This is a genomic window from Bradyrhizobium semiaridum (assembly GCF_020329505.1).
Taxonomy (GTDB): Bacteria; Pseudomonadota; Alphaproteobacteria; order Rhizobiales; family Xanthobacteraceae; genus Bradyrhizobium; species Bradyrhizobium semiaridum.
In genome coordinates this window covers 66,516-92,165 of record NZ_JAGKJJ010000014.1, presented here as the reverse complement: position 1 = coordinate 92,165, position 25,650 = coordinate 66,516, and the positions used below count along the sequence as shown (strand labels likewise).

At 64.8% G+C, this 25,650-nt stretch carries 25 protein-coding genes and 1 pseudogene; 2 read left to right on the top strand and 24 right to left on the bottom strand.

The window, feature by feature from the left end; genetic code table 11:
- Positions 1 to 71: 71 nt before the first annotated feature.
- From J6500_RS17855 to J6500_RS17805, 11 genes are all read right to left on the bottom strand, one after another.
- Entirely contained in the window at positions 72 to 1,313 is a 1,242-nt protein-coding gene (locus J6500_RS17855; protein WP_225714000.1) for a TCR/Tet family MFS transporter, read from the bottom strand.
- 103 nt (positions 1,314 to 1,416) lie between these two features.
- Positions 1,417 to 1,818, bottom strand: coding sequence for a hypothetical protein (locus J6500_RS17850; RefSeq protein ID WP_225713999.1), 402 nt, complete (start codon positions 1,816 to 1,818; stop codon positions 1,417 to 1,419).
- A gap of 16 nt (positions 1,819 to 1,834) precedes the next feature.
- Positions 1,835 to 2,809: a Y4kA family protein gene (locus J6500_RS17845; RefSeq protein WP_225713998.1), complete on the bottom strand. Its 975-nt coding sequence runs from the start codon at positions 2,807 to 2,809 to the stop codon at positions 1,835 to 1,837.
- Positions 2,810 to 3,025: 216 nt separating this feature from the next.
- Positions 3,026 to 4,408 (bottom strand): ribosome biogenesis GTPase Der, encoded by a 1,383-nt coding sequence (der, locus tag J6500_RS17840; protein WP_225713997.1) that lies wholly within the window; start codon positions 4,406 to 4,408, stop codon positions 3,026 to 3,028.
- A gap of 126 nt (positions 4,409 to 4,534) precedes the next feature.
- Positions 4,535 to 5,098 (bottom strand): hypothetical protein, encoded by a 564-nt coding sequence (locus J6500_RS17835; protein ID WP_225713996.1) that lies wholly within the window; start codon positions 5,096 to 5,098, stop codon positions 4,535 to 4,537.
- Positions 5,099 to 5,130: 32 nt separating this feature from the next.
- The gene (locus J6500_RS17830; RefSeq protein WP_225713995.1) at positions 5,131 to 5,784 is read right to left on the bottom strand and encodes a tetratricopeptide repeat protein; all 654 of its coding nucleotides are present in this window, start codon (positions 5,782 to 5,784) and stop codon (positions 5,131 to 5,133) included.
- Positions 5,785 to 5,960: 176 nt separating this feature from the next.
- On the bottom strand, positions 5,961 to 7,559 hold the full coding sequence (locus tag J6500_RS17825; protein ID WP_225713994.1) for a class I adenylate-forming enzyme family protein: 1,599 nt from the start codon (positions 7,557 to 7,559) through the stop codon (positions 5,961 to 5,963).
- Between the two features lie 10 nt (positions 7,560 to 7,569).
- Positions 7,570 to 8,391: a 3-methyl-2-oxobutanoate hydroxymethyltransferase gene (gene panB / locus J6500_RS17820; RefSeq protein ID WP_225713993.1), complete on the bottom strand. Its 822-nt coding sequence runs from the start codon at positions 8,389 to 8,391 to the stop codon at positions 7,570 to 7,572.
- Between the two features lie 2 nt (positions 8,392 to 8,393).
- Complete coding sequence (locus J6500_RS17815; RefSeq protein ID WP_225713992.1) at positions 8,394 to 8,978, bottom strand: NnrU family protein; 585 nt, start codon at positions 8,976 to 8,978, stop codon at positions 8,394 to 8,396.
- A 63-nt stretch (positions 8,979 to 9,041) separates the two neighbouring features.
- A complete protein-coding gene (locus tag J6500_RS17810; protein ID WP_225713991.1) occupies positions 9,042 to 9,653 on the bottom strand; it encodes a UCP034077 family protein in 612 nt (203 codons plus the stop codon).
- A 370-nt stretch (positions 9,654 to 10,023) separates the two neighbouring features.
- Positions 10,024 to 11,643 carry a peptide chain release factor 3 gene (locus tag J6500_RS17805; RefSeq protein ID WP_225713990.1) on the bottom strand — a complete coding sequence of 540 codons (1,620 nt, stop codon included), beginning with the start codon at positions 11,641 to 11,643 and terminating at the stop codon, positions 10,024 to 10,026.
- Between the two features lie 154 nt (positions 11,644 to 11,797).
- On the opposite strand from J6500_RS17805, the gene sugE reads away from it, so the two are divergent.
- The gene (gene sugE / locus J6500_RS17800) at positions 11,798 to 12,112 is read left to right on the top strand and encodes a quaternary ammonium compound efflux SMR transporter SugE (protein WP_225713989.1); all 315 of its coding nucleotides are present in this window, start codon (positions 11,798 to 11,800) and stop codon (positions 12,110 to 12,112) included.
- Here sugE and J6500_RS17795 read toward each other — a convergent pair whose 3' ends face one another.
- The 10 genes from J6500_RS17795 to J6500_RS17750 form a co-directional block, all read right to left on the bottom strand.
- Complete coding sequence (locus tag J6500_RS17795; protein WP_225713988.1) at positions 12,113 to 13,117, bottom strand: inorganic phosphate transporter; 1,005 nt, start codon at positions 13,115 to 13,117, stop codon at positions 12,113 to 12,115. It abuts the gene before it with no gap.
- A gap of 14 nt (positions 13,118 to 13,131) precedes the next feature.
- A complete protein-coding gene (locus tag J6500_RS17790) occupies positions 13,132 to 13,776 on the bottom strand; it encodes a DUF47 domain-containing protein (protein WP_225713987.1) in 645 nt (214 codons plus the stop codon).
- 151 nt (positions 13,777 to 13,927) lie between these two features.
- Positions 13,928 to 14,896: a branched-chain amino acid ABC transporter permease gene (locus tag J6500_RS17785; protein WP_225713986.1), complete on the bottom strand. Its 969-nt coding sequence runs from the start codon at positions 14,894 to 14,896 to the stop codon at positions 13,928 to 13,930.
- 1 nt (position 14,897) lies between these two features.
- Complete coding sequence (locus J6500_RS17780; RefSeq protein ID WP_225713985.1) at positions 14,898 to 15,761, bottom strand: branched-chain amino acid ABC transporter permease; 864 nt, start codon at positions 15,759 to 15,761, stop codon at positions 14,898 to 14,900.
- A 65-nt stretch (positions 15,762 to 15,826) separates the two neighbouring features.
- Positions 15,827 to 17,047: an ABC transporter substrate-binding protein gene (locus tag J6500_RS17775; RefSeq protein ID WP_225713984.1), complete on the bottom strand. Its 1,221-nt coding sequence runs from the start codon at positions 17,045 to 17,047 to the stop codon at positions 15,827 to 15,829.
- A gap of 39 nt (positions 17,048 to 17,086) precedes the next feature.
- Entirely contained in the window at positions 17,087 to 17,830 is a 744-nt protein-coding gene (locus J6500_RS17770; RefSeq protein WP_225713983.1) for an ABC transporter ATP-binding protein, read from the bottom strand.
- Positions 17,823 to 18,578, bottom strand: coding sequence for an ABC transporter ATP-binding protein (locus J6500_RS17765; RefSeq protein ID WP_225713982.1), 756 nt, complete (start codon positions 18,576 to 18,578; stop codon positions 17,823 to 17,825). The genes J6500_RS17770 and J6500_RS17765 overlap by 8 nt, the downstream gene beginning before the upstream one ends.
- 298 nt (positions 18,579 to 18,876) lie before the next feature.
- Positions 18,877 to 19,242 carry an ArsC family reductase gene (locus tag J6500_RS17760; protein ID WP_225713981.1) on the bottom strand — a complete coding sequence of 122 codons (366 nt, stop codon included), beginning with the start codon at positions 19,240 to 19,242 and terminating at the stop codon, positions 18,877 to 18,879.
- Positions 19,243 to 19,342: 100 nt separating this feature from the next.
- The gene (locus J6500_RS17755; RefSeq protein WP_225713980.1) at positions 19,343 to 19,852 is read right to left on the bottom strand and encodes a cytochrome P460 family protein; all 510 of its coding nucleotides are present in this window, start codon (positions 19,850 to 19,852) and stop codon (positions 19,343 to 19,345) included.
- Positions 19,853 to 19,872: 20 nt separating this feature from the next.
- Positions 19,873 to 20,913 (bottom strand): alpha/beta fold hydrolase, encoded by a 1,041-nt coding sequence (locus J6500_RS17750; RefSeq protein ID WP_225713979.1) that lies wholly within the window; start codon positions 20,911 to 20,913, stop codon positions 19,873 to 19,875.
- 164 nt (positions 20,914 to 21,077) lie between these two features.
- On the opposite strand from J6500_RS17750, the gene J6500_RS17745 reads away from it, so the two are divergent.
- Positions 21,078 to 22,628, top strand: a complete 1,551-nt coding sequence (locus tag J6500_RS17745; RefSeq protein WP_225713978.1) for a winged helix-turn-helix domain-containing protein — start codon at positions 21,078 to 21,080, stop codon at positions 22,626 to 22,628.
- A 28-nt stretch (positions 22,629 to 22,656) separates the two neighbouring features.
- On the opposite strand, the pseudogene J6500_RS17740 reads toward J6500_RS17745, so the two are convergent.
- The 3 genes and pseudogenes from J6500_RS17740 to J6500_RS17730 all read right to left on the bottom strand — a co-directional run bounded on the left by J6500_RS17740 (position 22,657) and on the right by J6500_RS17730 (position 25,614).
- Positions 22,657 to 23,264, bottom strand: a pseudogene (locus J6500_RS17740) (LOG family protein).
- Positions 23,265 to 23,279: 15 nt separating this feature from the next.
- On the bottom strand, positions 23,280 to 24,608 hold the full coding sequence (locus tag J6500_RS17735; RefSeq protein ID WP_225713977.1) for a dicarboxylate/amino acid:cation symporter: 1,329 nt from the start codon (positions 24,606 to 24,608) through the stop codon (positions 23,280 to 23,282).
- 301 nt (positions 24,609 to 24,909) lie between these two features.
- Positions 24,910 to 25,614 carry a glutathione S-transferase family protein gene (locus J6500_RS17730; RefSeq protein ID WP_225713976.1) on the bottom strand — a complete coding sequence of 235 codons (705 nt, stop codon included), beginning with the start codon at positions 25,612 to 25,614 and terminating at the stop codon, positions 24,910 to 24,912.
- Positions 25,615 to 25,650 lie beyond the last annotated feature (36 nt).

Sequence of the window (25,650 nt, the reverse complement as noted above, 5' to 3'; positions counted from 1 at the left end):
GAGCGGCATACACGTCGGCATGGATTGCTTCGTCGCCGTTGCTCCTCGCAATGATGCCGACAGACAGGGAACTAATCCGCCGAACTGGTGACGGGCGACCTCTGCGACGTCGCGCGCCAGGCGATTGCCAGCGCAAACAGCAACAGCGCTGCCGCCAGATAGAATGGTGCGCCGGGGACTTTCAGCGGCACTCCGTCGCCGATGAAATATGCGAATGTCAGCGTGAACAGAAACGGACCAATCAATTCCGAGATGCTCTGCACGCTGCTGGTGGCACCCTGCAGCTGACCCTGCCGGTCGGCGGCGACGAGGCGCGTCGTCAGTGCCTGGCTGGCCGCGCCGGAAATACCCCACAGCGCCATCACGGGGATGCCGATCCAGAACAGATGGCCGGTCGGCGCCGCGCCGAAGATCACGAAACCGGCCGCGCCGCAGATGAGGCCGAGGAACAGCGCCTTGCGCTCGCCGAGATGCTGCACGATCGGCCCGATCGCCGCGCCCTGCACGATCATGCCGCAGAGACCGACCAGCGCGAGCGCCGCGCCGACCATGCCGGTGTCCCAACCATAGCGATAGGTGGCGTAGAGCACGAACACCGAGGGCAGCACGACATGCGCGAGCTGGCCGAAGAACGTCGCCAACGACAGGCCGGCCAGCGTCGGGTCCGAGCGCAGGAAATGCAGCGCGCCGATCGGATTGGCGCTCTTCCATTTGAACGGCGAGCGGCGCTCTTCCGGCAGCGATTCCGGCAGGATCAACAGCCCGTAGAGGCCATTGGCGAAGCTCAGGCCGGCGGCGGCCCAGAACGGCAGGCGGGGATCGATCTGGCCGAGCACGCCGCCCAGCGCGGGTCCGAGGATGAACCCGGCACCGAAGGCGACGCCGATCTTGCCGAACATCGCGGCGCGCTGCTCCGGCGCCGTGACGTCGGCGATGTAAGCGAACACGGTGGAAATGCTCGATGACGTGATGCCCGAGATCGCCCGCCCGACGACCAGCCAGATCAGGTTCGGCGCCAGCGCCATCAGCACATAATCGGCGGCCATGCCGAAGTTGGACAGCAGCACCACAGGCCGGCGGCCGAAGCGGTCGGACAGCGCACCGAGGATCGGCGAGCAGACCAGTTGCATCAGCGCCCAGATCGAGCCGAACACACCGAAGATGCGCGCCGCATTCGCCGTGTCGTTGTCGACAAACCCCTCGATCAGTTTCGGCAGGATCGGAACGATGATCCCGAGCGCGAGCATGTCGAGCAGCAGCGTGATGAAGATGAAGATGACGGCGGCGCCGGCCGGTGAAACGTCGTCTTTCAAGGCGGCCTCCGGCCAACAATTGTCGATTGCCCTCCGTGGTTAGAGCATTTGTCTCAACTCGCAAACCGTCATTTTCGACCGGCTTCTGCCGAAGGCCCCGGCGCTAATGCTTGCTGAAATCGCACTCGAACTTCTTTTTCGGCGGCGCAGCAGCAACCCGCCGCGGCGCCATCGTCCGGACACTCTCCGCGACGGATGGCCCGGGTTGCGGATTGATGACAATTTTTCCAACCCGATGATCGTGCATCTTGTGCTTGACCATGAAGTCCTTGACGCGGTTGACGGTCGGCGGCTCCACCAGCACGACCATCTCTTGCTTCTTGGCAATTCGCTTGAGCTTGTTGACGTGCTTGCGCTTGGTGACGAGCTCGATCACGCTGATCACGTCGTGCAAGCCGATCTTGAGCGGCTTGGTCCCGGTCATATAAGTCGGCACGACCTTGGCTTTGCCGGCCTGCTTTGCTTGCCTGGCCTTGCCACCACGTGACTTTGCCTTCCTTGCCATCGTCGGTTTCCTTTGGTTAGCGGTTGAGAACGATCGTGCGTGTGAACAGTTTGCTGGTCAGCGCCTGATTGACTGCCTCGGCAGCCTTCTGTTCCGCGCGTCCGCCATCTGCCGTCAGCAAGGGTGTAAACAGCGTGGAACGCAGCGGTGCCACCTGGTCCACGCTGCCCTTGTCGATCGCAAGGCCTATCGTGACCTTGTGCAAATCGGTTCGGCTGAGCTTCCCGGTGACGCTCGCATCCGTCACGCTGAGCCCGGTTCCGAGCGGGGAGAACGTAATCCTCGGCGTAGCCGACCCCGAGATCAGCGTGGTGAACTCGAGCGCATCAACCAGCGTCGGAGGGCCCTTGCCGTCGGATGTGTTGCCCTGGAGATTTGCAAACAGCGTCATATTGATGAAGTCGTGAACCATCTTCTCGACGCCCACCCTGCCGGTGATCGGGTAGACGTAGTTTTCCGTCACCATGTGTTGCTGGTCGCAGTAGTCGACTCCGATGTTCCTGATAAGACCGCCGAACGTGTCGGTGATCGTAAAGGTACGCGTGTTGACTCGCTGGCGATTGAAATCTGCCGAGATGCCCATCGTGAGCGACGAGCCGGTGAACGGTTTCAACAGATTAATGTCGGTGCCGATATCATTATTCTCGGTCATCTCCAGGTTGAAATTGTAGGCGACACCTGTGTCGTAGAACAACCGGACTACCGAGCGAATATAAGGATTGCGGAAATCCTTGTACGAGAACGCTGCGATCGGTCGCGTGCCGTCGTCATATTCGGTGGCAATTCGCTTGACTTCGGGATCGTAGCTCGCCCCATAGTTCTTCAATCCATCGATGGCGGACTGGATCACCGCCGCCCGCGCTTCGCATCGAATTCGTCGCACGATGTGGTAGGTCGGCACGCCGGTCACGTCCTCCGGCAACGGATGGATCGCGCATCCCCCGGCGAAAAAAGACAAAGCAATAGCGGCGATTGAAAATGCAATCTTCATCGCGATAATCCTCGTCGCCCGCGCAAGAAAACAGCGCGGTTAATCATTTCAAGTATTGAAATCTTAGGTTGCGCCGCTTCCGGTCGAGAGTCCAGCGGGCCTCGACGAGATTCGCGAATTGTTGCTGAATTGCCACTTATGCGAGCGACGGACCGGAGCAGCTCGGCTGGACCTGCGACCGCTCGCCACGACGCGCGGCAGCGAGCGCCGGTCCGCTCACGATGGCCGCTTGCGCTTGTGCGCGAACGGGTTGGCCTTCTCGCGCAGCGTGATCCTGATCGGCGTGCCCGGCAGGTCGAACGTCTCGCGCAGGCCGTTGATGAGGTAGCGCAGATAGGATTGCGGGATCGCGTCGGCGCGCGAGCAAAACAAGACGAAGCTCGGCGGGCGCGCCTTCACCTGCGTGATGTAGTTCAGCTTCAGCCGGCGGCCGGAGACGGCCGGCGGCGGATTGGCCTGGATCGCCTGTTCGAACCAGCGATTGAGAGCGGACGTCGGCAGGCGCCGGTTCCAGACCGCATAGGCTTCCTGGATCGCCGTCATCAGGCGGTCGATGCCCTCGCCCATCAGGCCCGACACGGCGACGATCGGCGCGCCCTTGACCTGCGGCAGCCAGTGATCGGCATCGATGCGCAGCTGCGAGATCTGGTTCGGCTTGCGCTCGATGAGGTCCCATTTGTTGACCGCAAGCACGATAGCGCGGCCCTCGCGCTCGACAAGGTCGGCGATGCGCAGGTCCTGCTCCTCGAACTTGTTCTGCGCGTCCATCATCATCACGACGACCTCGGCGAAGCGCACCGCGCGCAGCGCATCGGCGACCGAGAGCTTTTCCAGCTTCTCCTCGATCCGCGAGCGGCGGCGCAGGCCCGCAGTGTCGAACACCCGCAAGGCGCGGCCTTGCCAGGTGATCTCGACCGCGATGGAATCGCGCGTGGTGCCGGCCTCCGGGCTGGTCAAGAGGCGTTCCTCGCCGAGCAGGTGGTTGATCAGCGTCGACTTGCCGGCATTGGGACGGCCAACGATGGCGACGCGGATCGGCCGCTGCGCGGCCTCCTCTTCGGAGATATCCTCGTCGTCCTCGGCTTCGTCGTCCTCCTCGGAAGTTTCAGGCATCAGCGCGCTCAGCGCCTCGTGGAGGTCGCCCATGCCCTCGCCATGCTCGGCCGAGATCTGCACGGGATCGCCGAGGCCGAGCGCGTAGGATTCCATCGCTCCCAACTCGCCATGCTTGCCCTCGGCCTTGTTGGCGACCAGCACCACCGGCTTGTTGGCCTTGCGCGCGAAGTCGGCGAAAGCGCGATCGGTCGGCGTCAGTCCGACGCGGGCGTCGATCACGAACATCAGGGCGTCGGCGAGCGCGATCGCGGTTTCGGTCTGCTCCTGCATCCGCGCGGTCAGCGAACCCTTGGCGCCCTCATCGAGGCCGGCGGTGTCGATGATGGTGAAGTCGAGATCGTAGAGCCGCGCCCGGCCTTCGCGGCGGTCGCGCGTGACCCCGGGCTCGTCGTCGACCAGCGCGAGCTTCTGGCCGACCAGCCGGTTGAACAGCGTCGACTTCCCGACATTGGGCCGGCCGATGATGGCGATGGTGAAAGACATGAAAACAATCCAGGCGCGCTCGGCGGCGCACGGGTCAAGGTGCTGCAACTAGACGTACAGCATGAGGCGATCGAAGCAAATGATGGCCACCGCTTCCCGCTCCTGGCAGGAAGAGGTGAACTCCGGCTAGCGCGAAAAACTGCCGCTCGGCATCGGCGCCGGGAACGGCGCTGCGGATTGCTGCGTGGTCTGGGCCGGCTGCGCCTGCTGGTCATCCGGGGGCGGCGCGGTGGTGCGGCGACGGACGATCTTTTTCTTGGGCTCGGGCGGCAGCGCGGGGGTTGCGCCCTCCTCGGGAGCGGCATCGGGCGCGGCAGCCTGATCCGCCGCGGGCGCGGTGCTCGCGGTCGCGGCCTTGCTCTTGCCCCTGGCGCCCTTCTTCGCGCCCTTGGCCGGTGGCTGTTCCGGCGGCGGAGCGGCCGCGGCGGTGGCCGTCGCCGGGTCCGGCGGCGGATTGAGCGAGTCCTGGTGCGCGCCCTTGTACAAATCCTTCGGCACGCCCTGCTCGAGGCCGGGCACACCTTCGGGAAACACCGGCTTGCGGTCGCCGGGCAGCTTCTTCTTGGTGTCGAGGAAGTCGAGCAGATCGCTCGGGTCGAAATTGGACATGCCGCCACCGCCGCAGCCGGCCAACGCGCTGCAAAGCGCGGCGACGACTGCGGCTGCGATCAGGCGTTGCGGGCGGCGCATGGTCGATCTCTCATTCAATTCGGTTACGCCGGTCAGCTCTTGGCGACCGGCGGCAGCAACGCCTGCAGCGCCTCGGCGCGCGAGCGCAGGCTCGGCGGCGTGTCGCCGTCATTGGCAATCAGGTCCAGCCATTTCCGCGCGGCGGTGGCATCGTTGGCGCGCCAGGCCGATACCGCCAGCATCTCGCGCGCGGTGTGGCGGAAGGTCGAGCCCTCCGCGGTCGCCGGTTCGAGCCGCTGCAGCATGTTCGGATAGGTCGTGGTGTCGGTTACGAGCTGGGCGGCGCGGATGCGGGCCAGATCCTGCTCGGAGCGGCCGACGCTGCGGTCGGCTGCGATGTCGTCATACAGTTTGGCGGCGGCCTGCGGGTCGCGCGTCGCCACCTCTGCGGCCATGCGCAGTCGCGCCAGGGTCCGGTAGCCGGACGGCGCCTTGGCGGCGAGATCGGCAAAGGCGGCCTCGGCCTCGGCATGCTTGTTCTGCTCGGACAATTCGGCGGCACGGTCGAACGCCGCCCCCGCGACGGCGGCTTTCTGCGCCTCGAGGTACTGGTAGCCGCGCCAGCCGCCGACGCCCGCGACAATCAGGACCGCCAGGGCGATGATATAGAGCGAGTACTGGTCCCACAGCTTCTTGAGCCGTTCGCGACGGACTTCCTCATCGACTTCGTCAAATAATTCAGACACTTAAAGTTATCCCATCCCCAAGGGCATGCGCGTCGTGCCGGCCCCGCCCGGCGCCCGATCCCCCATCTGGCCGGGCCGATACCCTAATGGTGTGGCGGTGGCAAGGCAAAGCGAGCCGGATCAAAGCGTTAACGGCGGGAAGTTGCGGCTGGCCGCGAAGCGGCTGCAGCCCTCTCTCAGCCTCCAGCCGCGGCCAGAGTCTCCCGGAGCTGGCGCTTGATCACCTTGCCGTTGGCGTTGCGCGGCAGCGGGCTCGCGGTCAGGGCCATCGTCTCCGGCACCTTGTAATCGGACAGCCGCTCGGCGCACCAGGCGCGCAGCGCTTCGGCATCGACCGCGGCGCGGGTCACGATGACGGCGTGGACGCGTTCGCCCAGCACCGGGCATGGTTTTGCGATGATCGCACTCTCGACCACGGCGGGATGGCCGGCGAGCACCGACTCGACCTCGGCGGAATAGATCTTCAGCCCGCCGCGGTTAATCATGTCCTTCTGGCGATCGAACACGCGGACGAAATTGTCAGCATCGACCGAGCCAAGATCGCCGGAGTGCCAGAAGCCGGCGGTAAAACTCTCTGCCGTCGCCTTCGGATTGTTCCAGTAGCCCTTGATGACGGAGGCGCTGCGGATCCACAGCTCGCCGATCTCGCCGCGCGGCAGCTCGCGGCCGTCGGCACCCATCACGATGATCTCGGCGCCCGGGCACGGCAGACCGACGCTGTCGAGATGGGCGGCGGTGAGCTCGCCCGGCATCAGGGTCGAGGGCGACGTGGTCTCGGTCGCGCCGTAGCAATTGGCGAGCTTGAGCCCGGGGATCTTGGCGTCGAGCTTCTCGATGGTCGCGACCGGCATCGGCGCGCCGCCGAAGCCGCCGATGCGCCAGCTCGACAGATCGTAGCTGTCGAAGTCCGGCTGCATCAGGCAGAGATTGTACATCGCCGGCACCATCACCGTATAGCTGACGCGCTCGCGCGCGGCGAGCTTCAGATACTCCGAGGCCTTGAACTCCGGCATGATGATCAGCGTGCCGGCACAGCGCGCCATGGTCGTGACGTTAGCGACCGCGCCGGTGACATGCGCCAGCGGCACCGCGGCGATCGAGCGATCGGCCCTGGTCAGCTTCAGGCAGGACACGAACACCATCGAGGAGTGGATGATGTTGCAATGGGCGAGCATCGCGCCCTTTGGCCGTCCCGTCGTGCCGGAAGTGTAGAGGATCATCGCGGTGTCCTCTTCCCTCACCTCCGCGGGCGCCTGTGCCGGCGGATTGTCGAGAAGGCGCGCGAATTGCGACGCATTGCCGTCGCTGACGGCGATGCGATGCGCGAGACCAGGAAGGTCGGCCGCGTCGGGCACGCGGTCGGCTAGCGTCGCCTCGTGCACCAGGAGCTTGGCGCCGCAATCGTTCAGCACATAGGCGATCTCGGGCTTCTGCTGGCGGGTCGAGAGCAGCACCGTCACCAGCCCGGCATGGGCGGCCGCAAACATCGTCAGCACGAATTCGATGCGGTTGCCGAGCAGGATCGCGACACGGTCGCCGGGCACGAGGCCGAGCCTGGCAAAGCCCGCCGCGACCTTGGCCGATCGCCGCGCGACCTCGTGCCAGCTCATCCTGACATCGCCGCAGACCAGCGCCTCGCCATCACCGTTCTGCGCGACGGCCTCGGCGATCATCGCCCACAGGCTGGCCGGCCGCTCGGCAAAAGCCGGCACGACGCGGTCGCCGAAGCGCGGCTCGAGCCGCATCGGCGGAAGGGAATGCTGCGACCAGTCCATGCCCGCCTCGTCAGGTCTTCTTCATCTCGTAGACGTGCTCCGGCCCGGGAAACGCACGGCTCTTCACGTCGCGGGCATAGCCGGCGATCGCTTCCTCGATCATCGGACCGAGATTGCCGTAGCGGCGGACGAATTTCGGCGCCCGCGGCGACAGGCCGAGCATGTCCTCCAAGACCAGCACCTGGCCGTCGCAGGCGGCGCTGGCGCCGATGCCGATGGTCGGCACCGCGATCGACTGCGTGATCTTGCGCGCCAGCGGCTCGGCCACCGCCTCGACCACGATCGAGAACGCGCCGGCCTCGGCGATCGCTTTCGCGTCGGCCTCGATCGGCGCCCAGCTGGCCTCCTCGCGGCCCTGCGCGCGGAACGAGCCGAGCGTGTTGATCGACTGCGGCGTCAGCCCGACATGGCCCATCACGGGAATGCCGCGCTCGGACAGGAACGCGACCGTCTCAGCCATCCGTACGCCGCCCTCGAGCTTGACCGCGCCGCACAGCGTCTCCTTCATGATCCGCACTGCGGAGGCGAACGCCTGCTCCCTCGAGCCCTCATAGGAGCCGAACGGCATATCGACCACGACCAGCGCCTGCCGTGAGCCGCGCATCACCGCGCGGCCCTGCAGGATCATCATGTCGAGCGTGACGGGCACCGTGGTCTCGAAGCCGTGCATGACGTTGCCGAGGGAATCACCGACCAGGATGGCGTCGCAATGCTTGTCGACCAGCGCCGCGGTGTGCGCGTGGTACGAGGTCAGCATCACGATCGGCTCGCCGTTCTTGCGGGCGCGCAGCTCGGGCGCGGTCTTGCGCTTCACGGCGGATTGAACGGACATCGTCAGGCTCCCATGACAGGCACGCCGATCACGACCGGATGGAACGCGAACGCCAGTGCAAGATAAGCGATGACACCGACCGCGATCGCGATCAGGTCGTTGGTCGGCCCGCCCACCGGGATCGGCGGCGCGCCGGCGTCGGTGCGGCGCTTCAGCGAGATGCGGTCATAGACCGCCCAGCCGAGGAACGAGCCGAACAGGATGATCGAGCCGAGATCGCCATTGGCGAGCAGATGCGCCGCCGCCCATAGTTTCACGCCCGCCAGCATCGGATGCTTCAGCGTGGTGTAGATGCGGCCGCGGATATAGGCGGCCACCACCAGGATCACGGCCGGCAGCATCAGCGCCACCGTGATGTGCTTGAACGCGACCGGCGGTGTCCAGACGTCGATCCAGCCGGTCGCGCGGTAATGCCCGTAGCCCCAGATGATCAGCGCGAGCCCCGCGAAAGAGGCCAGCGAATAGGCGATCTTGTAGGGGCCCTCGCCCATCGCTTTGACCAGGTCGGCGCGCAGCTCGCGCAGCGAGGTCACGACGTGGACGCCGAGGAACAGCACGAGACCCAGGATCATGACGAGCAGTCCCACGATGTTCCTCCCCTATCTGTTGATGCTCTCGCGTATCATTTTCGGACGGCGGAGCGCAATGCGTCACGGCTTGTCGGCCGTCTTGGCGAACGCGCGATTATCGACATAGCGGATCATGATCGGCCGGCCGGCCAGCGCGCCGCCGAGCCCGCCGGTGAATTTCAGCGGCAGGCAGGCCTTGAGCGAGGCGTTGATCGCGTTGAGGTAGGTCGTGCGGGTGTCCGCCGAGACACCCTTCGTGGCGAAGGTCACCCGCGGCATGCCGATGATCTCGCCGGAGCGCTTGAAGCTGAAACGTATCGTCATCTGCATGCCCTCGCGCGCGGCATCGACCGGTGGCGGCGACCAGCAGGCGCGGAGTGCGGCGAACAGATCGCCGACGGTATTGAGGTCATGATCCGGCTTGCGGTACTTCTCGGCCTGGTCCTGCGGCGGCACGGTCAGGATCGTCAGCTGCAGATTTTCGCCGTACGGATAATCCATCTCGGGCAGGCACGGCCCGTTGTTGAACACGCTGCAGGTGGACGGCGTGCAGGGTTCGCCGTCGAGCACGCTGCATGGCGTGTGCGCAAACGGCACCGGGTTGGTCTGCTGCCGCTGCTGCGCATTGGCCGCGGCCGCGAGGCCGGTGGCCAGCACGGCAAGAGAGAGGCAAAGGGCGACGCGTCGGAGCATGGCAACGGTCCATGAATGCGCTGCCCGGAAAATGGTAGCGCCGCCAACGCGCATCAAGCGGGTGGCATTCACGTCCTCGCGCTTGTCACCCCAAAAGTCTGCCGTCATCGCCCGGCCGCAGGGCGCACGACCAAAACTCGAAAAACAACCCCATGCAAAGGAGCCGGCGGGGCTGCGGACGGTAAACAAGGCGGCTTGACATGTCGGGCAACTCAGGGGTATTATTCCATTATTCCGAAATCCCGCTGATACGTCGTGCCCCGGCTTGACCGCGCGATCCAGTATTCCAGAGACAATTGTGTTCGATCGATGGGCCGCGGCGTACTGGTTCCCCGGTCGAGCCGGGGGACGACGGTGAAGTATGCGGCACCTACGCTTTCTTCTTCACGTCCTTGACGTTGGAGAAGGTGATGCCATCGGCACGCTCGCGGGTGTAGCCGAGATAGAACTCGTTCTTGGCCATGAACACCGGATCGCCGTCGACGTCGTCGGCGATGCCGGAATTGTTGGCGGCGATGAAGGCCTCCAGCTTCTTGCGGTCGTCCGATGAGATCCAGCGCGCCAGCGAAAACTCCGAAACCTCGAACTCGACCGGCAACGAGTATTCGGCATCGAGCCGCGCCTTCAGCACGTCGAGCTGGAGCGGGCCGACGACGCCGACCAGCGCCGGGGCGCCGTCGCGCGGGCGGAACACCTGCACGACGCCCTCCTCCGACATCTGCTGCAAAGCCTCCTTGAGCTTCTTGGCCTTCATCGCATCGGTGAGCCGGACACGGCGGACGATTTCGGGAGCAAAACTCGGCACGCCGACGAAGGTCAGGTCCTCGCCCTCGGTCAGCGTATCGCCGATCCTTAAGGTGCCGTGGTTGGGAATTCCGACGACGTCGCCCGCAAAGGCCTCGTCGGCCACCGAGCGGTCCTGCGCGAAGAAGAATTGCGGGCTCGACAGGCTCATGTTCTTGCCGGTACGCACCAGCTTGGCCTTCATGCCGCGGCTGAGTTTTCCGGAGCACAGCCGCGCGAAGGCGATGCGGTCGCGGTGGTTCGGATCCATGTTGGCCTGGATCTTGAACACAAACGCACTCATGCGCGGCTCCGCGGCCTCGACCTTGCGCAGGTTGGAATCCTGCGCGCGCGGCGCCGGCGCGAACTTGCCGAGACCTTCCAGCAGATCGCCGACGCCGAAATTGCGCAACGCGCTGCCGAAATAGACCGGCGTCAGATGGCCCTCGCGGAACGCGGCGAGCTCGAACGGCTTGCACGCCTCCGACGCCAGCTCGAGCTCGTCCTTGACGGTGGCGACGTCGAGATTGGGGTTGCGCGCGCCCAGCTCCGCAATGTCGATCTGTTCGGTGGCACCGGTCTTGGCGCCGCCGCCTTCGAGCAGCCGCACGCCGCCATTGACGACATCGTAGGTACCGAGGAAGTCGCGGCCGCGGCCGACCGGCCAGGTCATCGGCGTGGTGTCGAGCGCCAGCGTCTTCTCGATCTCGTCCAAGAGCTCGAAGGTGTCGCGGCTCTCGCGGTCCATCTTGTTGATGAAGGTGATGATCGGGATGTCACGCAGGCGGCAGACCTCGAACAGCTTGCGGGTGCGCGCCTCAATGCCCTTGGCGGCGTCGATCACCATCACGGCGGAATCGACCGCGGTCAGGGTGCGGTAGGTGTCTTCCGAAAAGTCCTCATGGCCCGGGGTATCAAGCAGGTTGAAGACGAGATCGTTGAACTCGAAGGTCATCACCGAGGTGACGACCGAGATGCCGCGCTCGCGCTCGATCTTCATCCAGTCGGAGCGGGTGTTGCGGCGCTCGCCCTTGGCCTTGACCTGGCCGGCGAGGTTGATGGCGCCGCCGAACAGCAGCAGCTTTTCGGTCAGCGTGGTCTTGCCGGCGTCCGGGTGCGAGATGATCGCAAACGTGCGCCGCCGCGCCACTTCCTCGGACAGTGGCGAGCGGGACGGCGATTCGGCGGTGACGGCGGTATCGGACATGGCGGCAGCGTTTGACAGGGAAAACCGGCGCGATCAAGGGCGTTTTGTCGCGATGCGGAATGGCCGCACCGCCCCCATATAGGCGCTGGAAGGACGACCTTCACCTCACCACACCACCAGCGGGGACGACCCTGCCTTATCTGGAGGGTACGTTATGGCATGGGCCATTCTGTTCACCGCAGGCCTGCTCGAGATCGGCTGGGCCATCGGGCTGAAATATACCGAGGGTTTCTCGCGGCTGGTGCCGTCGGTGCTGACACTGGCGGCGATGGCCGGCAGCGTCATCATGCTCGGCATCGCCCTGAAGAGCCTGCCGATCGGAACCGCATACGCGGTCTGGACCGGCATCGGCGCAGTCGGCACCGCGGCGCTCGGCATCATCCTGCTCGGGGAACCGGCGACGGCGATGCGGCTCGCCAGTATCGGGCTGATCGTTGCCGGGATCGTCGGGCTGAAGCTGGTGGGATGATTACTTCAGGAGCTGAACCATCCAGTATGTCAGTGCGGCGACCGCCGCCGACGCGGGGATCGTGATCACCCAGGCGTAGACGATCGAGCTCGCCACATTCCAGCGCACGGCGGAGAGCCGCCGTGCCGCACCGACGCCGACGATGGCGCCGGTGATGGTGTGGGTGGTGGACACCGGAACCCCGAGATAGGTCGCCATGAACAAGGTCACGGCGCCGCCGGTCTCGGCGCAGAAGCCCTGCATCGGCGTCAGCTTGGTGATGCGCAGGCCCATGGTGCGGACGATCCGCCAGCCGCCCATCAGTGTGCCCAGCGCCATCGCACCCTGGCAGGCGAGCACCACCCAGAACGGGATCTCGAAGGCCTCCCCGATATGGCCCTGCGAGTACAGCAGCACGGCGATGATGCCCATGGTCTTCTGCGCGTCGTTGCCGCCATGACCGAGCGAATACAGCGAGGCCGAGGCAAATTGCAGGATGCGGAAGGCCCGATCGACCGCGAACGGCGTCGAGCGCACCGACAGCCAGGACACGATCGCCACCAGCAGCAGCGCCAGCAGGAAGCCGACCAGCGGCGACAGCACGATCGCGAGCAACGTCTTCGACAGCCCGCTCCACACCGCCGCCGAAATCCCCGCCTTCGCCATGCCGCCGCCGACGAGGCCGCCGATCAGCGCATGCGAACTCGAGGACGGGATACCGAGCGCCCAGGTGATCAGATTCCACACGATCGCGCCGATCAATGCCGCGAAGATCACGGTGGTGTCGACCACGGACGGCTCGATGATGCCGGTGCCGATGGTGTTGGCGACGTGCAGGCCGAACACCAGGAAGGCAATGAAGTTGAAGAACGCAGCCCAGAACACCGCATATTGCGGCCGCAGCACGCGGGTCGACACGATGGTCGCGATCGAGTTCGCGGCGTCATGCAGGCCGTTCAGGAAGTCGAACAGCAGCGCGACCGCGATCAGGATAACCAGGACGGGAAGACCCAGCGTGGCGTCCACGGAATGGCCCTACCCTAAACCTGCTCGATCACGATCGAGTTGATCTCGTTGGCGACATCGTCGAAGCGGTCGGCCACCTTCTCGAGATGATCGTAGATCTCGGCGCCGACGATGAAGTCCATCGTGTTGGCGTCGCGGTGCTTGAGGAACAATTCCTTCAGGCCGATGTCGTGGAGATCGTCGACCCGTCCCTCGAGCTTGGTCAGCTCTTCGGTGATCTGGGTCAGCATCGCAACGTTGGGACCGATCGACTGCAGCAGCGGCAGCGCGCGGCCGACCAGGTTGGCGCATTCGATGATCAGGCTGCCGATCTCGCGCATCGGCGGCTCGAACGCGCGCACCTCGAACAGCACCACCGCCTTCGCGGTCTGCTGCATCTGGTCGACGGCGTCGTCCATCGAGGTGATCAGGCTCTTGATATCGCCGCGGTCGAACGGCGTGATGAAGGTGCGGCGGACCGCGGTCAGGACCTCACGCGTGACGTTGTCGGCGTCGTTCTCCAACTGGTTGACGCGCTGGCAGAAGGCCAGGGTCTCGTCTCCGCCCTTGAGCATGTCCTGCAGCGCCAGCGCGCATTGCACGGAGATGCGGGCGTGCCGGTCGAACAGGTCGAAAAACCGTTCTTCCTTGGGCAGAAAGGCGCGAAACCAGCGCAGCATGTTCAATTCCATCGTTTCGGGACGGCCTCAGAGGGGGCCGTCACAAAACTGTCATAGAACATTTTGCGGGAAAAGCATCCGCCCCCGGCCGCACGCGCCGGCGGTCATCCACCGCTATGTCGGGCCCCGAAAAGGGCCCGCCAGCCCTGCTCTACAGCGAACGCCGCAGGTAATGGGCGAGCTCTCCGACCAGACCGCGCCGGAACAGCAGCACGCAGGCGACGAAGATCACGCCCTGGATCACGGTCACCCACTGGCCGAAGCCGGCGAGATATTGCTGCATGGCGATGATCACGAAGGCGCCGACCACCGGTCCGAAGATGGTGCCGAGGCCGCCGACCAGCGTCATCAGCACGATTTCACCGGACATCGACCAGTGCACGTCGGTGAGCGAGGCGTTCTGCGCCACGAACACCTTCAGCGAGCCGGCGAAGCCCGCCAGCGTGCCCGAGAGGATGAAAGCCATCAGCTTGTAATGGTCGGTCTTGTAGCCGAGCGAGATCGCGCGCGGCTCGTTCTCGCGGATCGACTTCAGCACCTCGCCGAACGGCGAGTTGATGGTCCGGTAGATCAGGAGGAAGCCAGCGAGGAAGCCGACCAGCACGACATAGTAGAGCACGATCGGCTTGGAGAGGTCGAAGATGCCGAATAGATGTCCCTGCGGGATGCCCTGGATGCCATCCTCGCCATGGGTGAACGGCGCCTGCAGATAGATGAAGTAGAGCAGTTGCGACAGCGCCAGCGTGATCATCGAGAAGTAGATGCCCTGCCGCTTGATCGAGATGTAGCCGGTGACGAGGCCGAGCAAGGCCGCCGCGGCGGTGCCGATCAGGATGCCGAGTTCGGGCGGGAACGCCCAGACCTTCAGCGCATGCGCCGAGACGTAGCCGGCGGTGCCGAGGAACATGGCGTGGCCGAACGACAGCAGGCCGCCATAGCCGATCAAGAGGTTGAAGGCGCAGGCGAGCAGCGCAAAGCACAGCGCCTGCATCACGAAGAAGGGGTAGATCCCCGTAAACGGCACGATCGCCAGCAGCACCGCCATCGCGGCAAACACGATCATCTCGTCGCGCATCGCGCGCGGGGTCATCGGAAGTGTATCGTCGGTCAATGCTGACATATCAGGCCGCCCGTCCCGTCAATCCCGTCGGCTTCACCAGCAGCACCAGTACCATCAGCACGAACACCACGGTGTTGGAGGCCTCGGGATAAAAATACTTGGTCAGTCCCTCGATCACGCCGAGCGCAAAGCCGGTGATGATCGAACCCATGATCGACCCCATGCCGCCGATCACGACCACCGCGAACACCACGATGATGAGATCGGCGCCCATCAGCGGCCGGACCTGGTTGATCGGCGCCGACAGCACGCCGGCAAGCGCCGCGAGACCGACGCCGAGCCCGTAGGTCAGCGTAATCATGCGCGGCACGTTGATACCGAAGGCGCGCACCAGCGTCGGATTCTCGGTGGCGGCGCGCAGATAGGCGCCGAGCTGGGTCTTCTCGATCAGGTACCAGGTAGCAAGACACACCACGAGCGAGAACACGACGACCCAGCCGCGATAGATCGGCAGGAACATGAAGCCGAGATTGACGCCGCCCTTGAGCTGATCCGGAATGGCGTAAGGCAGGCCGGAGGAGCCGAAATAGTTCTGGAACACGCCCTGCACGATCAGCGCGATGCCGAAGGTCAGCAGCAGCCCGTAGAGATGGTCGAGCCCGGTCAGCCATTGCAGCATGGTGCGCTCGAGGATCATGCCGAAGATGCCGACCACGACCGGCGCGACGATCAGCGCCCACCAGTAATTCAGTCCCGCAAGGTTGAGCAGGAAATACGCCACGAAGGCGCCCATCATATAGAGCGCGCCATGCGCGAAATTGATGATGTTGAGCATGCCGAAGATGACGGCGAGCCCCAGACTGAGCAGCGCGTAGAACGAGCCGTTGATCAGTCCCACCAGAAGCTGTGCGTAGAGAGCCTGCATCGAATGCGCTTTCGCTTAGGAAAGATGAAGCCGCCGGTCACGCCCTGACCGGCGGGCCGTGACCGTCACTTCTTCAAGAGTGCGCAGCTGCTCTGGGCGAGCGGTGTGAAAGCCTGGTCGCCGGGAACCGTGCCGACCAGCTTATAGAGGTCCCACGGGCTCTTCGATTCCGACGGCTTCTTCACCTCGAACAGATAGGCGTTGTGGGTGACGCGGCCGTTGGCCTGGACCTCGCCCTTGCCGAACAGCGGATCGTCGGCCGGGATCTCCTTCATCTTGGCGACGATCTTGGCACCGTCGTGCGGATTGCCGCCGAGCGCGTCCAGCGCCTTGAAGTAGTGCATCAGGCCCGCATAGACGCCGGCCTGCACCATGGTCGGGGGCGCATTGTTCTTCATCCGCTCCGAGAATCGCTTGGAGAAGGCGCGGGTCTGGTCGTTCAGATCCCAGTAGAATGTCTCGGTGAAATTGAGGCCCTGCGCGGTGTCGAGGCCGATCGCCTTGACGTCGGTGAGGAACAGCAACAGCCCGGCGAGCTTCTGGCCGCCCTTGCCGATGCCGAACTCGGCCGCCTGCTTGATCGAGTTGGTGGTGTCGCCGCCGGCATTGGCAAGGCCGATGATCTTGGCCTTGGAGGCCTGCGCCTGCAGCAGGAAGGAGGAGAAGTCTGCGGTGTTGAGCGGATGCTTGACCCCGCCGAGCACCTTGCCGCCGTTCTCCTTGACGACCGCGGTGGTGTCGCGCTCGAGCGCGGCGCCGAAGGCATAATCCGCGGTCAGGAAGAACCAGGTGTCCCCGCCCGCCTTGACCAGCGCCTGGCCGGTGGCGTGGGCGAGCATGTAGGTATCGTAGGTCCAGTGCACCGTGTTCGGCGAGCACTGCGCGTTGGTGAGGTCCGAGGTGGCGGCGCCCGAATTGATGTAGACGCCGTTCTTCTCCTTGACGACGTTGTTGACCGCGAGCGCGACGCCGGAATTCGGCACGTCGACGATGACGTCGACCTTGTCGACGTCGAACCACTGCCGGGCGATGGTGGTGCCGATATCCGGCTTATTCTGGTGGTCGCCGGAAATGATGTCGATCTTCCAGCCCTTGTCCTTCAGCTTGGAGTCCTCGATTGCCATCTGCGCGGCGAGCGTCGAACCGGGGCCGGCGAGGTCGGCATAGAGGCCGGACTGATCCGACAGCGCGCCGATCTTGACCGTCTTGTCCTGGGCAGATGCGAGGCCCGCTGAAGCGAGCGTCAATGCAGTGCCGAGCAGCAGCGCTGAAATCGTGGTCTTCATTGCTCTATTCCTCGTCTCAAATTTTCTGGTGCGGCGATTTCACACGCCGAGATAGGTGTGGAGCTTGTCCATGTTGGCCGACAGCTCCGAATTGGCGAAGCCATCGATCACCTTGCCGTGCTCGACGATGTAGTAGCGGTCGGCGACAGTCGAGGCGAAGCGGAAATTCTGCTCGACCAGGAGGATGGTGAATCCCTCCGACTTCAGGCGCGCAATGGTGTGGCCGATCTGCTGGATGATGACCGGCGCCAGGCCTTCGGTCGGCTCGTCCAGCATCAGGAAGCGCGCGCCGGTGCGCAGGATGCGGGCGATCGCCAGCATCTGCTGCTCGCCGCCGGAGAGCTTGGTGCCCTGACTGGTGAGACGTTCCTTCAGGTTCGGAAACAGCGTGAAGATCTGCTCGAGCGACAGCCCGCCCGGACGCACCGTCGGCGGCAACATCAGGTTCTCGCGCACGTCGAGGCTGGCGAAGATGCCGCGCTCCTCGGGACAGAACGCGATGCCCTTGCGCGCGATGCGGTCGGAGGACGCGCGGATGATCTCCTCATTATTGAAACGGATCGAGCCCGAGCGCTTGCCGATGATGCCCATCACCGACTTCAGCGTCGTGGTCTTGCCGGCGCCGTTGCGGCCGAGCAGCGTCACGACCTCGCCGGCCCTCACGCCGAAATTTATGCCGTGCAGGATGTGGGATTCGCCGTACCAGGCCTGCAGGTCCTTGACCGTCAGCACCTCGGCGCCGGCCGTTGCCGCCGGCCTTTCCGCCAGTTTCGCTTCAGCCATGACCCGCTCCCAGATAGGCTTCCTTCACGCGCTCGTCCTTGGAGAGGTCGGCGTAATTGCCCTCCGCCAGCACCTGCCCGCGCGTCAGCACGGTGATGATGTCGGAGAGGTTGGCCACCACCGAGAGGTTATGTTCGACCATCAGGATGGTGTATTTGGCCGAGATCCGCTTGATCAGGGCCGCGATCTTGTCGATGTCCTCATGGCCCATGCCGGCCATCGGCTCGTCGAGCAGCATCATCTCCGGGTCGAGCGCCAGCGTCGTCGCAATCTCAAGTGCGCGCTTGCGGCCGTATGGCATCTCGACCGCGGGCGTGTTGGCGAATTCGCTCAAGCCGACATCGTTGAGAAGTTCGTGTGCGCGCGGATTGAAGCGGTCGAGCACGCTCTTGGAGCGCCAGAAATCGAACGAGGCGCCGTGCTGGCGCTGCAGCGCCACGCGGACGTTCTCCAGCGCGGTCAGATGCGGAAACACCGCCGAGATCTGGAACGAGCGCACCAGCCCGAGCCGTGCCACGTCGGCCGGCGCCATCGCGGTGATATCCTGGCCCTTGTAGCGAATCTGCCCCGCGGAGGGCCTCAAGAACTTGGTCAGCAGGTTGAAACAGGTCGTCTTGCCGGCGCCGTTCGGCCCGATCAACGCATGGATACTGCCGCGACGCACCTTCAGCGCAACGTCGCGAACGGCGAAGAAACCCGCGAATTCCTTGGTCAATCCGCTGGTTTCGAGAATGAACTCATCGGCCAAATAGATTCCCCCGTGCGCCATCGCTGCGAGGCCTCTCGCCCGCGTGGCCAGTTTTTCATGTCCGACGGAGTGCCCGTTACGTCTTGGAAACCGTCCCAGAGCCCCGCCGTCCTCCGGGCCGGAATATGCCGTCATCCGCGCGGGTTACGCAAGGCAGAAAGCGCTGCACCGCGGCATCTGCCCTACCCGGTTCCGGTTCATCCTTAGTCGAATGGCATTGGGCCGCGTCCTGCGCCTGGGGAAAGCGGCCATTAAGGGTGTTTTGCTCCAGCTGATCTAGCCGCCCGTCGCGACGCGTCTACTTCTTGCGCGCCTTCGCCGGCACTTCCTTGGCGTAGATATCCGGCTTGAAGCCGACCACGCGCTTCGCCCCGAGGTCGAGCACCGGACGCTTGATCATCGAGGGCTGCTCGGCCATCAGCGCCAGCGCCTTGCGCTCGTTCAATCCTTCCTTGTCGGTATCGGGCAGCTTCTTAAAGGTGGTGCCGGCGCGGTTGAGCAGCGTCTCCCAGCCGACCTCCTCGCTCCACTGCTTGAGCTTGTCCTTGCCGATGCCCGCCGTCTTGTAGTCGTGGAAGTCGTAGGCGACGCCGCGATCGTCGAGCCAGGCCCGCGCCTTCTTCATGGTATCGCAGTTCTTGATGCCGTAGATCGTGATGGTCACTGCCGTTCCCCGCATGCGATTGCGGCGGGGAAACTAGCCCCGCCGCGTCGGCCGCGCCAGATCGGACGGCGCCGGTCTCCACATCGTTGTTGGCGGCGCTTCAGCGAGCATAGTGCGTGAAGACGAAGTCCTGATCCTTGGCGTGCGCCTCATGGCAGGCAAAGCAGGTCTCATGCTGGGCAGCGTCGACCGGCTCGCCGTCGACGAAACGGCCAAAGCCCCAGCCGCCGGTCGCGGCGTATCTGACGGAGTCTTTCACCATGACCTGGACGGTGGTCGCTTGTCCCGTGATGAAGGCGCCGTCGAGGCCGGCGACCGGCTTGCGCTTCCAGGCGAGCTTGACCAGCACGGTGCCGTCGGGGAACGGGGTCTTGCTGTCCTGATAGGCCTTCACGGCGGTGGCGTTGCCGAGCACGCTGCGCAGTTCGTCGAGCCCGGTCTCCTCGCCGACCGCAATCAGTTTCCAGTCGCGATAGCCGGACGGAATCTTCACGCCGAAGATCGGCGAAGCCGGCGACGCGTCATCGGCATGGCCGACGGCAAACGGCACTGCGGCGCTGATGCAGGCTGCCGCGATCGCAGCAGCCGCCCATTTCAAATCTTGTCTCATGATATGTTGCCTGCGCCTGCTCAAACCTTGCTGACGTCGATGATGGCCTGCGTGAAGGCCTGCGGCGCTTCCTGCGGCAGATTGTGGCCGATGCCGCCGGGCAGCTGGCGATGCTCGTAATGCCCGGTGAACTTCTTGGCATAGGCCGCCGGCTCCGGATGCGGCGCGCCGTTCGCGTCGCCCTCCATCGTGATGGTCGGGATCGCGATCGCAGGCGCCTGCGTCAGCGTCTTCTCGAACGCGTCGTACTTCGCCTCGCCCTCGGCGAGCCCGAGCCGCCAGCGGTAATTGTGGATCACGATGTCGACATGGTCGGGGTTCTCGAACGCAGCCGCGCTGCGGTCGTAGGTCGCGTCGTCGAACTTCCACTGCGGCGAGGCGAGCTGCCAGATCAGCTTTGCGAAATCGTGCCGGTTCTTGGCGTAGCCCTCGCGGCCGCGCTCGGTGGCGAAATAGAACTGGTACCACCATTGCAGCTCGGCCTTCGGCGGCAGCGGCATCTTGCCCGCCGCCTGGCTGCCGATCAGATAGCCGCTCACCGAGACCATCGCCTTGCAGCGCTCGGGCCACAGCACGGCCATGATGTTGGCGGTGCGCGCGCCCCAGTCGTAGCCGCCGAGCACGGCCTTCTCGATCTTGAGCACATCCATCAGCGCGATGATGTCGGCGGAGACCGCGACCGGCTGGCCGCTGCGCAACGTGTCCGCCGACAGGAAACGCGTCGAGCCATAGCCGCGCAGATGCGGCACGATCACGCGATAGCCGGCCTCGGCCAGAGCAGGCGCGACGTCGGCATAGCTGTGGATATCGTAGGGCCAGCCGTGCAGCAGGATGACGGCGGGGCCGGCCGCCGGCCCCATCTCGACATAGCCGACATCGAGCACGCCGGCATTGATCTGCTTGACGGGGCCGATCGAGGTGTGGGCGCCGGCCTTGATCGCGGGCAGCGTTCCCTTGGATTGCGCCTGCGCCGATTCGATGACGCCGAACTTGGCCGCGGCGAGAATGCCGCCGGCGATGCCCAGGAAACGACGGCGCTGCTGATTGATGGATGGCGACATGGCGATCTCCTTACGTCTGCTGTCAGGCCGGCTTATGCCAGAGCCGGAACCGATGCGCTTTCAGAGGACATGGATTTGGCCTTCAGAGCGTAGTGATTTTTGCTTCCGCACTCCTGTGCTAGGTTCCGCCACCAGCCAAGCGACCGGCCGCCGGACCTTCGAATTTGCCTTACCATTTCAACGACTTCACCCTCGACCCCGAGCGCCGGGAGCTGCGCCGCGGTGACGCCCTGGTGGCGCTCGAGCCGCAGGTCTTCGACCTGATCGAATTCCTGATCCGCTCGCGCGAGCGCGTGGTTAGCCGCGATGAGGTGCTGGCCGCCGTCTGGCACGGGCGGATTGTCTCGGAGGCGACGCTGAGCAGCCGGGTCAATGCGGCGCGGACGGCGATCGGCGACAATGGCGAGGAGCAGCGGCTGATCCGCACCCTGGCGCGCAAGGGACTGCGCTTCGTCGGCGATGTCAGGGAGGACGCCGCAGCCGAGCAGGCCCCGGCGCTGGCCGCCGCTCCGCGGCCGAGCGAGGGTCCTTCGATCGCGGTACTGCCCTTCACCAATATGAGCGGCGATCCCGAGCAGGACTATTTCGCCGACGGGATCGCCGAGGACATCACCACCGCGCTGGCGCGCTGCAGCCGCCTGACCGTGATCGCGCGCAACTCCGCCTTCACCTACAAGGGCAAGGCGGTCGACATCCGCCAGGTCGGCCGCGAGCTCGGCGTCGGCTACGTGCTCGAAGGCAGCGTCCGCCGCGGCGGCGACCGGCTGCGCATCACCGGGCAATTGATCGACGCTGTCTCTGGTGCGCATCTGTGGGCCGACCGCTTCGACGGCGCCGCCGACGATGAGTTCGACCTGCAGGATCGCATCACCGAAAGCGTGGTCGGCGCAATCGAGCCGACTTTGCATGTCGCCGAAGCCGAGCGGCGGCGAGCGGCGCCGCCCGGCACGCTCGATGCCTACGACCTTCTGCTGCGCGCGTACAGCCTGCGCTACGAATTCACGCCCGAGAGCATGACGGCGGCTCTCGACTGCCTCGACCGGGCGCTGGCGCTCGATCCCGCCTACGCGCCGGCGCTGGCGGCCTCGGCCTATTGCCATGCGATGCGCCATGTCCAGGGCTGGCTGAAGCCGAACGACGCCTATCGCGAACGCGCGGTGGCGCAGGCCTGGCGCGCGGTCGAGCTCGCGCCCGGCGATGCGCAGGTGCTGTGGATGGCGGCGTTCGCGATCTGGAACATGGCCGACGAGATCGAGCCGGCGCGCGACCTGTTCGAGCGCTCGCTCGCGATCAACCCGAACTCGGCGATGGCGCTGACGCTCGGCGGCTGGATCGAGGCGATGCGCGGCAACCAGAAGGCCGGCCGCGCCATGATCGAGCGCGCGCAGCGGCTCAACCCGCGCGACCCGCGCGGCTGGTTCGCCTCCGCAGCGCTCGCGATCTGCGCGGTGCTCGACGAGAATTTCGCCGAGGCCGTGACGTGGGCGGACAAGGCGCTGGCGCAGAACCGCCGATTCGCGGTGGCGCTGCGCGTCCTGATCGTGGCGCTGGTGAAGACCGGCGACATCGAGCGCGCGACCCAGACCGCGCGCGAGCTGCTCAAGGTCGACCCCGAGTTTTCGATCTCCGGATTCCTCTCACGGATTCCGTTCCCGGTCGAAGCGATGTCGCGCACCTATGTCGAGACGCTCAAGGGCGCCGGCGTCCCCGATTAGCGCTCGGTGAACCGAAATTCCGTCCGCGCTACATCTTGTCGATGACCGCGGAACTGCCCTCCGGATGCGTGCCGGCGGACGAAGCAGCAGCCATGATCGCCGGGATGATGCCGTCGACGCGATCAACCACGATCGGACGCACCAGGTGTTGGCTGTGGAGGAAACCCGCGCGTTGCAGGTGGTCGAGCATGGCCAGCATGGGATCCCAAAAGCCCTTGATGTTGGCGAAGACCATCGGCTTTCGGTGTTGCCCGAGCTGAGCCCAGGTCATGACCTCGATGATCTCTTCCACCGTGCCGATGCCGCCCGGCAGCGCCACGAACGCGTCCGAACTTCGAACATCTTGTGCTTACGTTCGTGCATCGTCTCAGTAACCGTCAAGTCGTCGAAGATTGCCAGCGCATCCGTCGTGGACTCGCGGTTAGTGAGAAAACGCGGAATGATGGCACCGACCTTGCCGCCGGATTGAAGGACCCCGCGAGCGACCGCTCCCATTACACCATGGGTTCCGCCGCCGAAGATCAGCTCCAAACTTGCCGCCGCAAGACTCCTGCCGAAGCGTTCGCCCGCTTCGACAAAGGCGACATCGCTGCCTGGCGAGGAACCACAATAGACACAGACGGAACGTATGTTCATATCGAACCCTGCATGCTAGCTCGTCGCGCCCGGCTCCAGTGCCTCGCCGAGCTCGATCGGATGCGCCATGGTCTCGTGCAGCGCGTCCTTGTCGAGCTCGCCCTCCGACAGGCTGATCACGACGCAGGCGACGCCGTTGCCGATCAGGTTGGTCAGCGCCCGGCATTCGCTCATGAACTTGTCGATGCCGACCAGGATCGCGATCGACTGGATCGGAATGTCAGGCACGATCGACAGCGTCGCCGCCAGCGTGATGAAGCCGGCGCCGGTGACGCCGGATGCCCCTTTCGAGGTGATCATGGCGATGCCGAGAATGCCGAGCTCCTGCCAGATCGTCAGATGGGTGTTGGTGGCCTGCGCCAGGAACAGCGTCGCCAGCGTCATGTAGATGTTGGTGCCGTCGAGATTGAAGCTGTAGCCGGTCGGAATGACGAGGCCGACCACCGAGCGCGAGGCGCCGAGATGCTCCATCTTCTGGATCATCTGCGGCAGCACGGTCTCCGACGACGAGGTGCCGAGCACGATGAGGAGCTCGTCCTTGATGTAGGCGATGAAGCGGATGATCGAGAAGCCCGACAGCCGCGCGATCGCGCCGAGCACGATCAGCACGAACAGGACGCTGGTGAGATAGAAGGTGCCGATCAGCGCGGCCAGATTGACCAGCGAGCCGAGGCCGTAGGCGCCGACCGTGAAGGCCATCGCGCCGAACGCGCCGATCGGCGCGACGCGGACGATGATGCGGATGATGCCGAAGAACATCTTCGCGGCCTTGTCGATCGCCGCCGCGATCGGTTCGCCGGGCTTGCCCATCAACGCGATGGCGAAGCCGGAGAGGATCGAGATCAGCAGCACCTGCAGCAGGTCGCCGCGCGCGACCGCGCCGAAATAGCTGTCCGGGATGATCGCCATCAGATGCGCGACGATGCCTTGTTCCTTGGCCTGCGTCACATAGGTCGAGACCGATTTCGGATCGATCGTGGAGGCATCGATATTGAAGCCGTGGCCGGGCTGCAGCACCTCGCCGACCAGCAGGCCGACCGCGAGCGCCACCGTCGAGACCGTCTCGAAATAGATCAGCGACTTCAGTCCGACGCGGCCGACGCGCTTGAGGTCGCCCATCGAGGAGATGCCGTGCACCACGGTGCAGAAGATGACAGGCGCGATCATCATCTTGATCAGTGCGATGAAGCCGTCGCCGAGCGGCTTCAGCGCCTTGCCGAGATCAGGATAGAAATAGCCGATCAGGACACCTGCCACGATCGCGATCAGCACCTGGACATAGAGGATCTTGTACCAGGGCTGATGATGGGAATGGGCAACAGGCTTGATCGCGTCGGTGGTCATGGGGTGCCCCGGGGCTGGACTAACTCAAACTGGTGTTGCCATGTTGTCGGAGCGCCACGCAAGCGACAATGCACATTCTCGTTCGCCGCTCGCGCATGGGTGGCAAGACTCGATTTCGTAGGCCGCACGCTTGAGTTACCTGTCCCCATCGGGGAGATGGTCGATCTGCGCGCAGCAAATCGGGTGAGGAGCCGCGGCCCCAACGAGGGACCGTAACCCCTCACCCGGCGCTACGCGCCGACCTCTCCCAAGGGAGAGGTTGGCTTCCATCTCCGCGGCAACCAATCGATCCCATCATACGCTATGGCCGCTTCGGAATATTCAGCCCACGCTCCACCGCCGGCCGCTTGAGGCCCCGCTCGAGCCAGCCCGCGACATTCTTGAATTCGTCGAACCCGACCAGCTCGCGCGCGCCGTAGAAGCCGATCAGGTTGCGCACCCAACCGAGCATCGAGATGTCGGCGATGGTGTACTCATCGTCCATGAACCACTGCCGTCCCGAAAGATGCACCTCCATCACGCCGAGCAGTCGCTTCGACTCGTCGACATAGCGCTGCAGCGGCCGCTTGTCCTCATAATCCTTGCCGGCGAATTTGTGGAAGAAGCCGACCTGGCCGAACATCGGGCCGATGCCGCCCATCTGGAAGTGCACCCACTGGATGGTCTGACAGCGGCGCGCTGCATCCGCCGGCAGCAGCTTGCCGGTCTTCTCGGCGAGATATTGCAGGATGGCGCCGGATTCGAACAACGGCAGCGGCCTGCCGCCGGGACCGTTGGGATCGAGGATCGCCGGGATCTTTCCGTTCGGATTCAGCGACAGGAACTCCGGCGTCTTCTGGTCGTCCTTGCCGAAGTCGACCAGATGCACCTCGTAGGGCAGCCCGATCTCCTCGAGCATGATCGAGACCTTCACCCCGTTCGGCGTCGGCAGCGAATAAAGCTGCAGGCGATACGGATGCTGGGCCGGCCAACGCTTGGTGATGGGAAAAGCTGAGAGATCGGTCATGTCGACAATCTTTGCTGGTTGTTGTTGAGTGGCTAA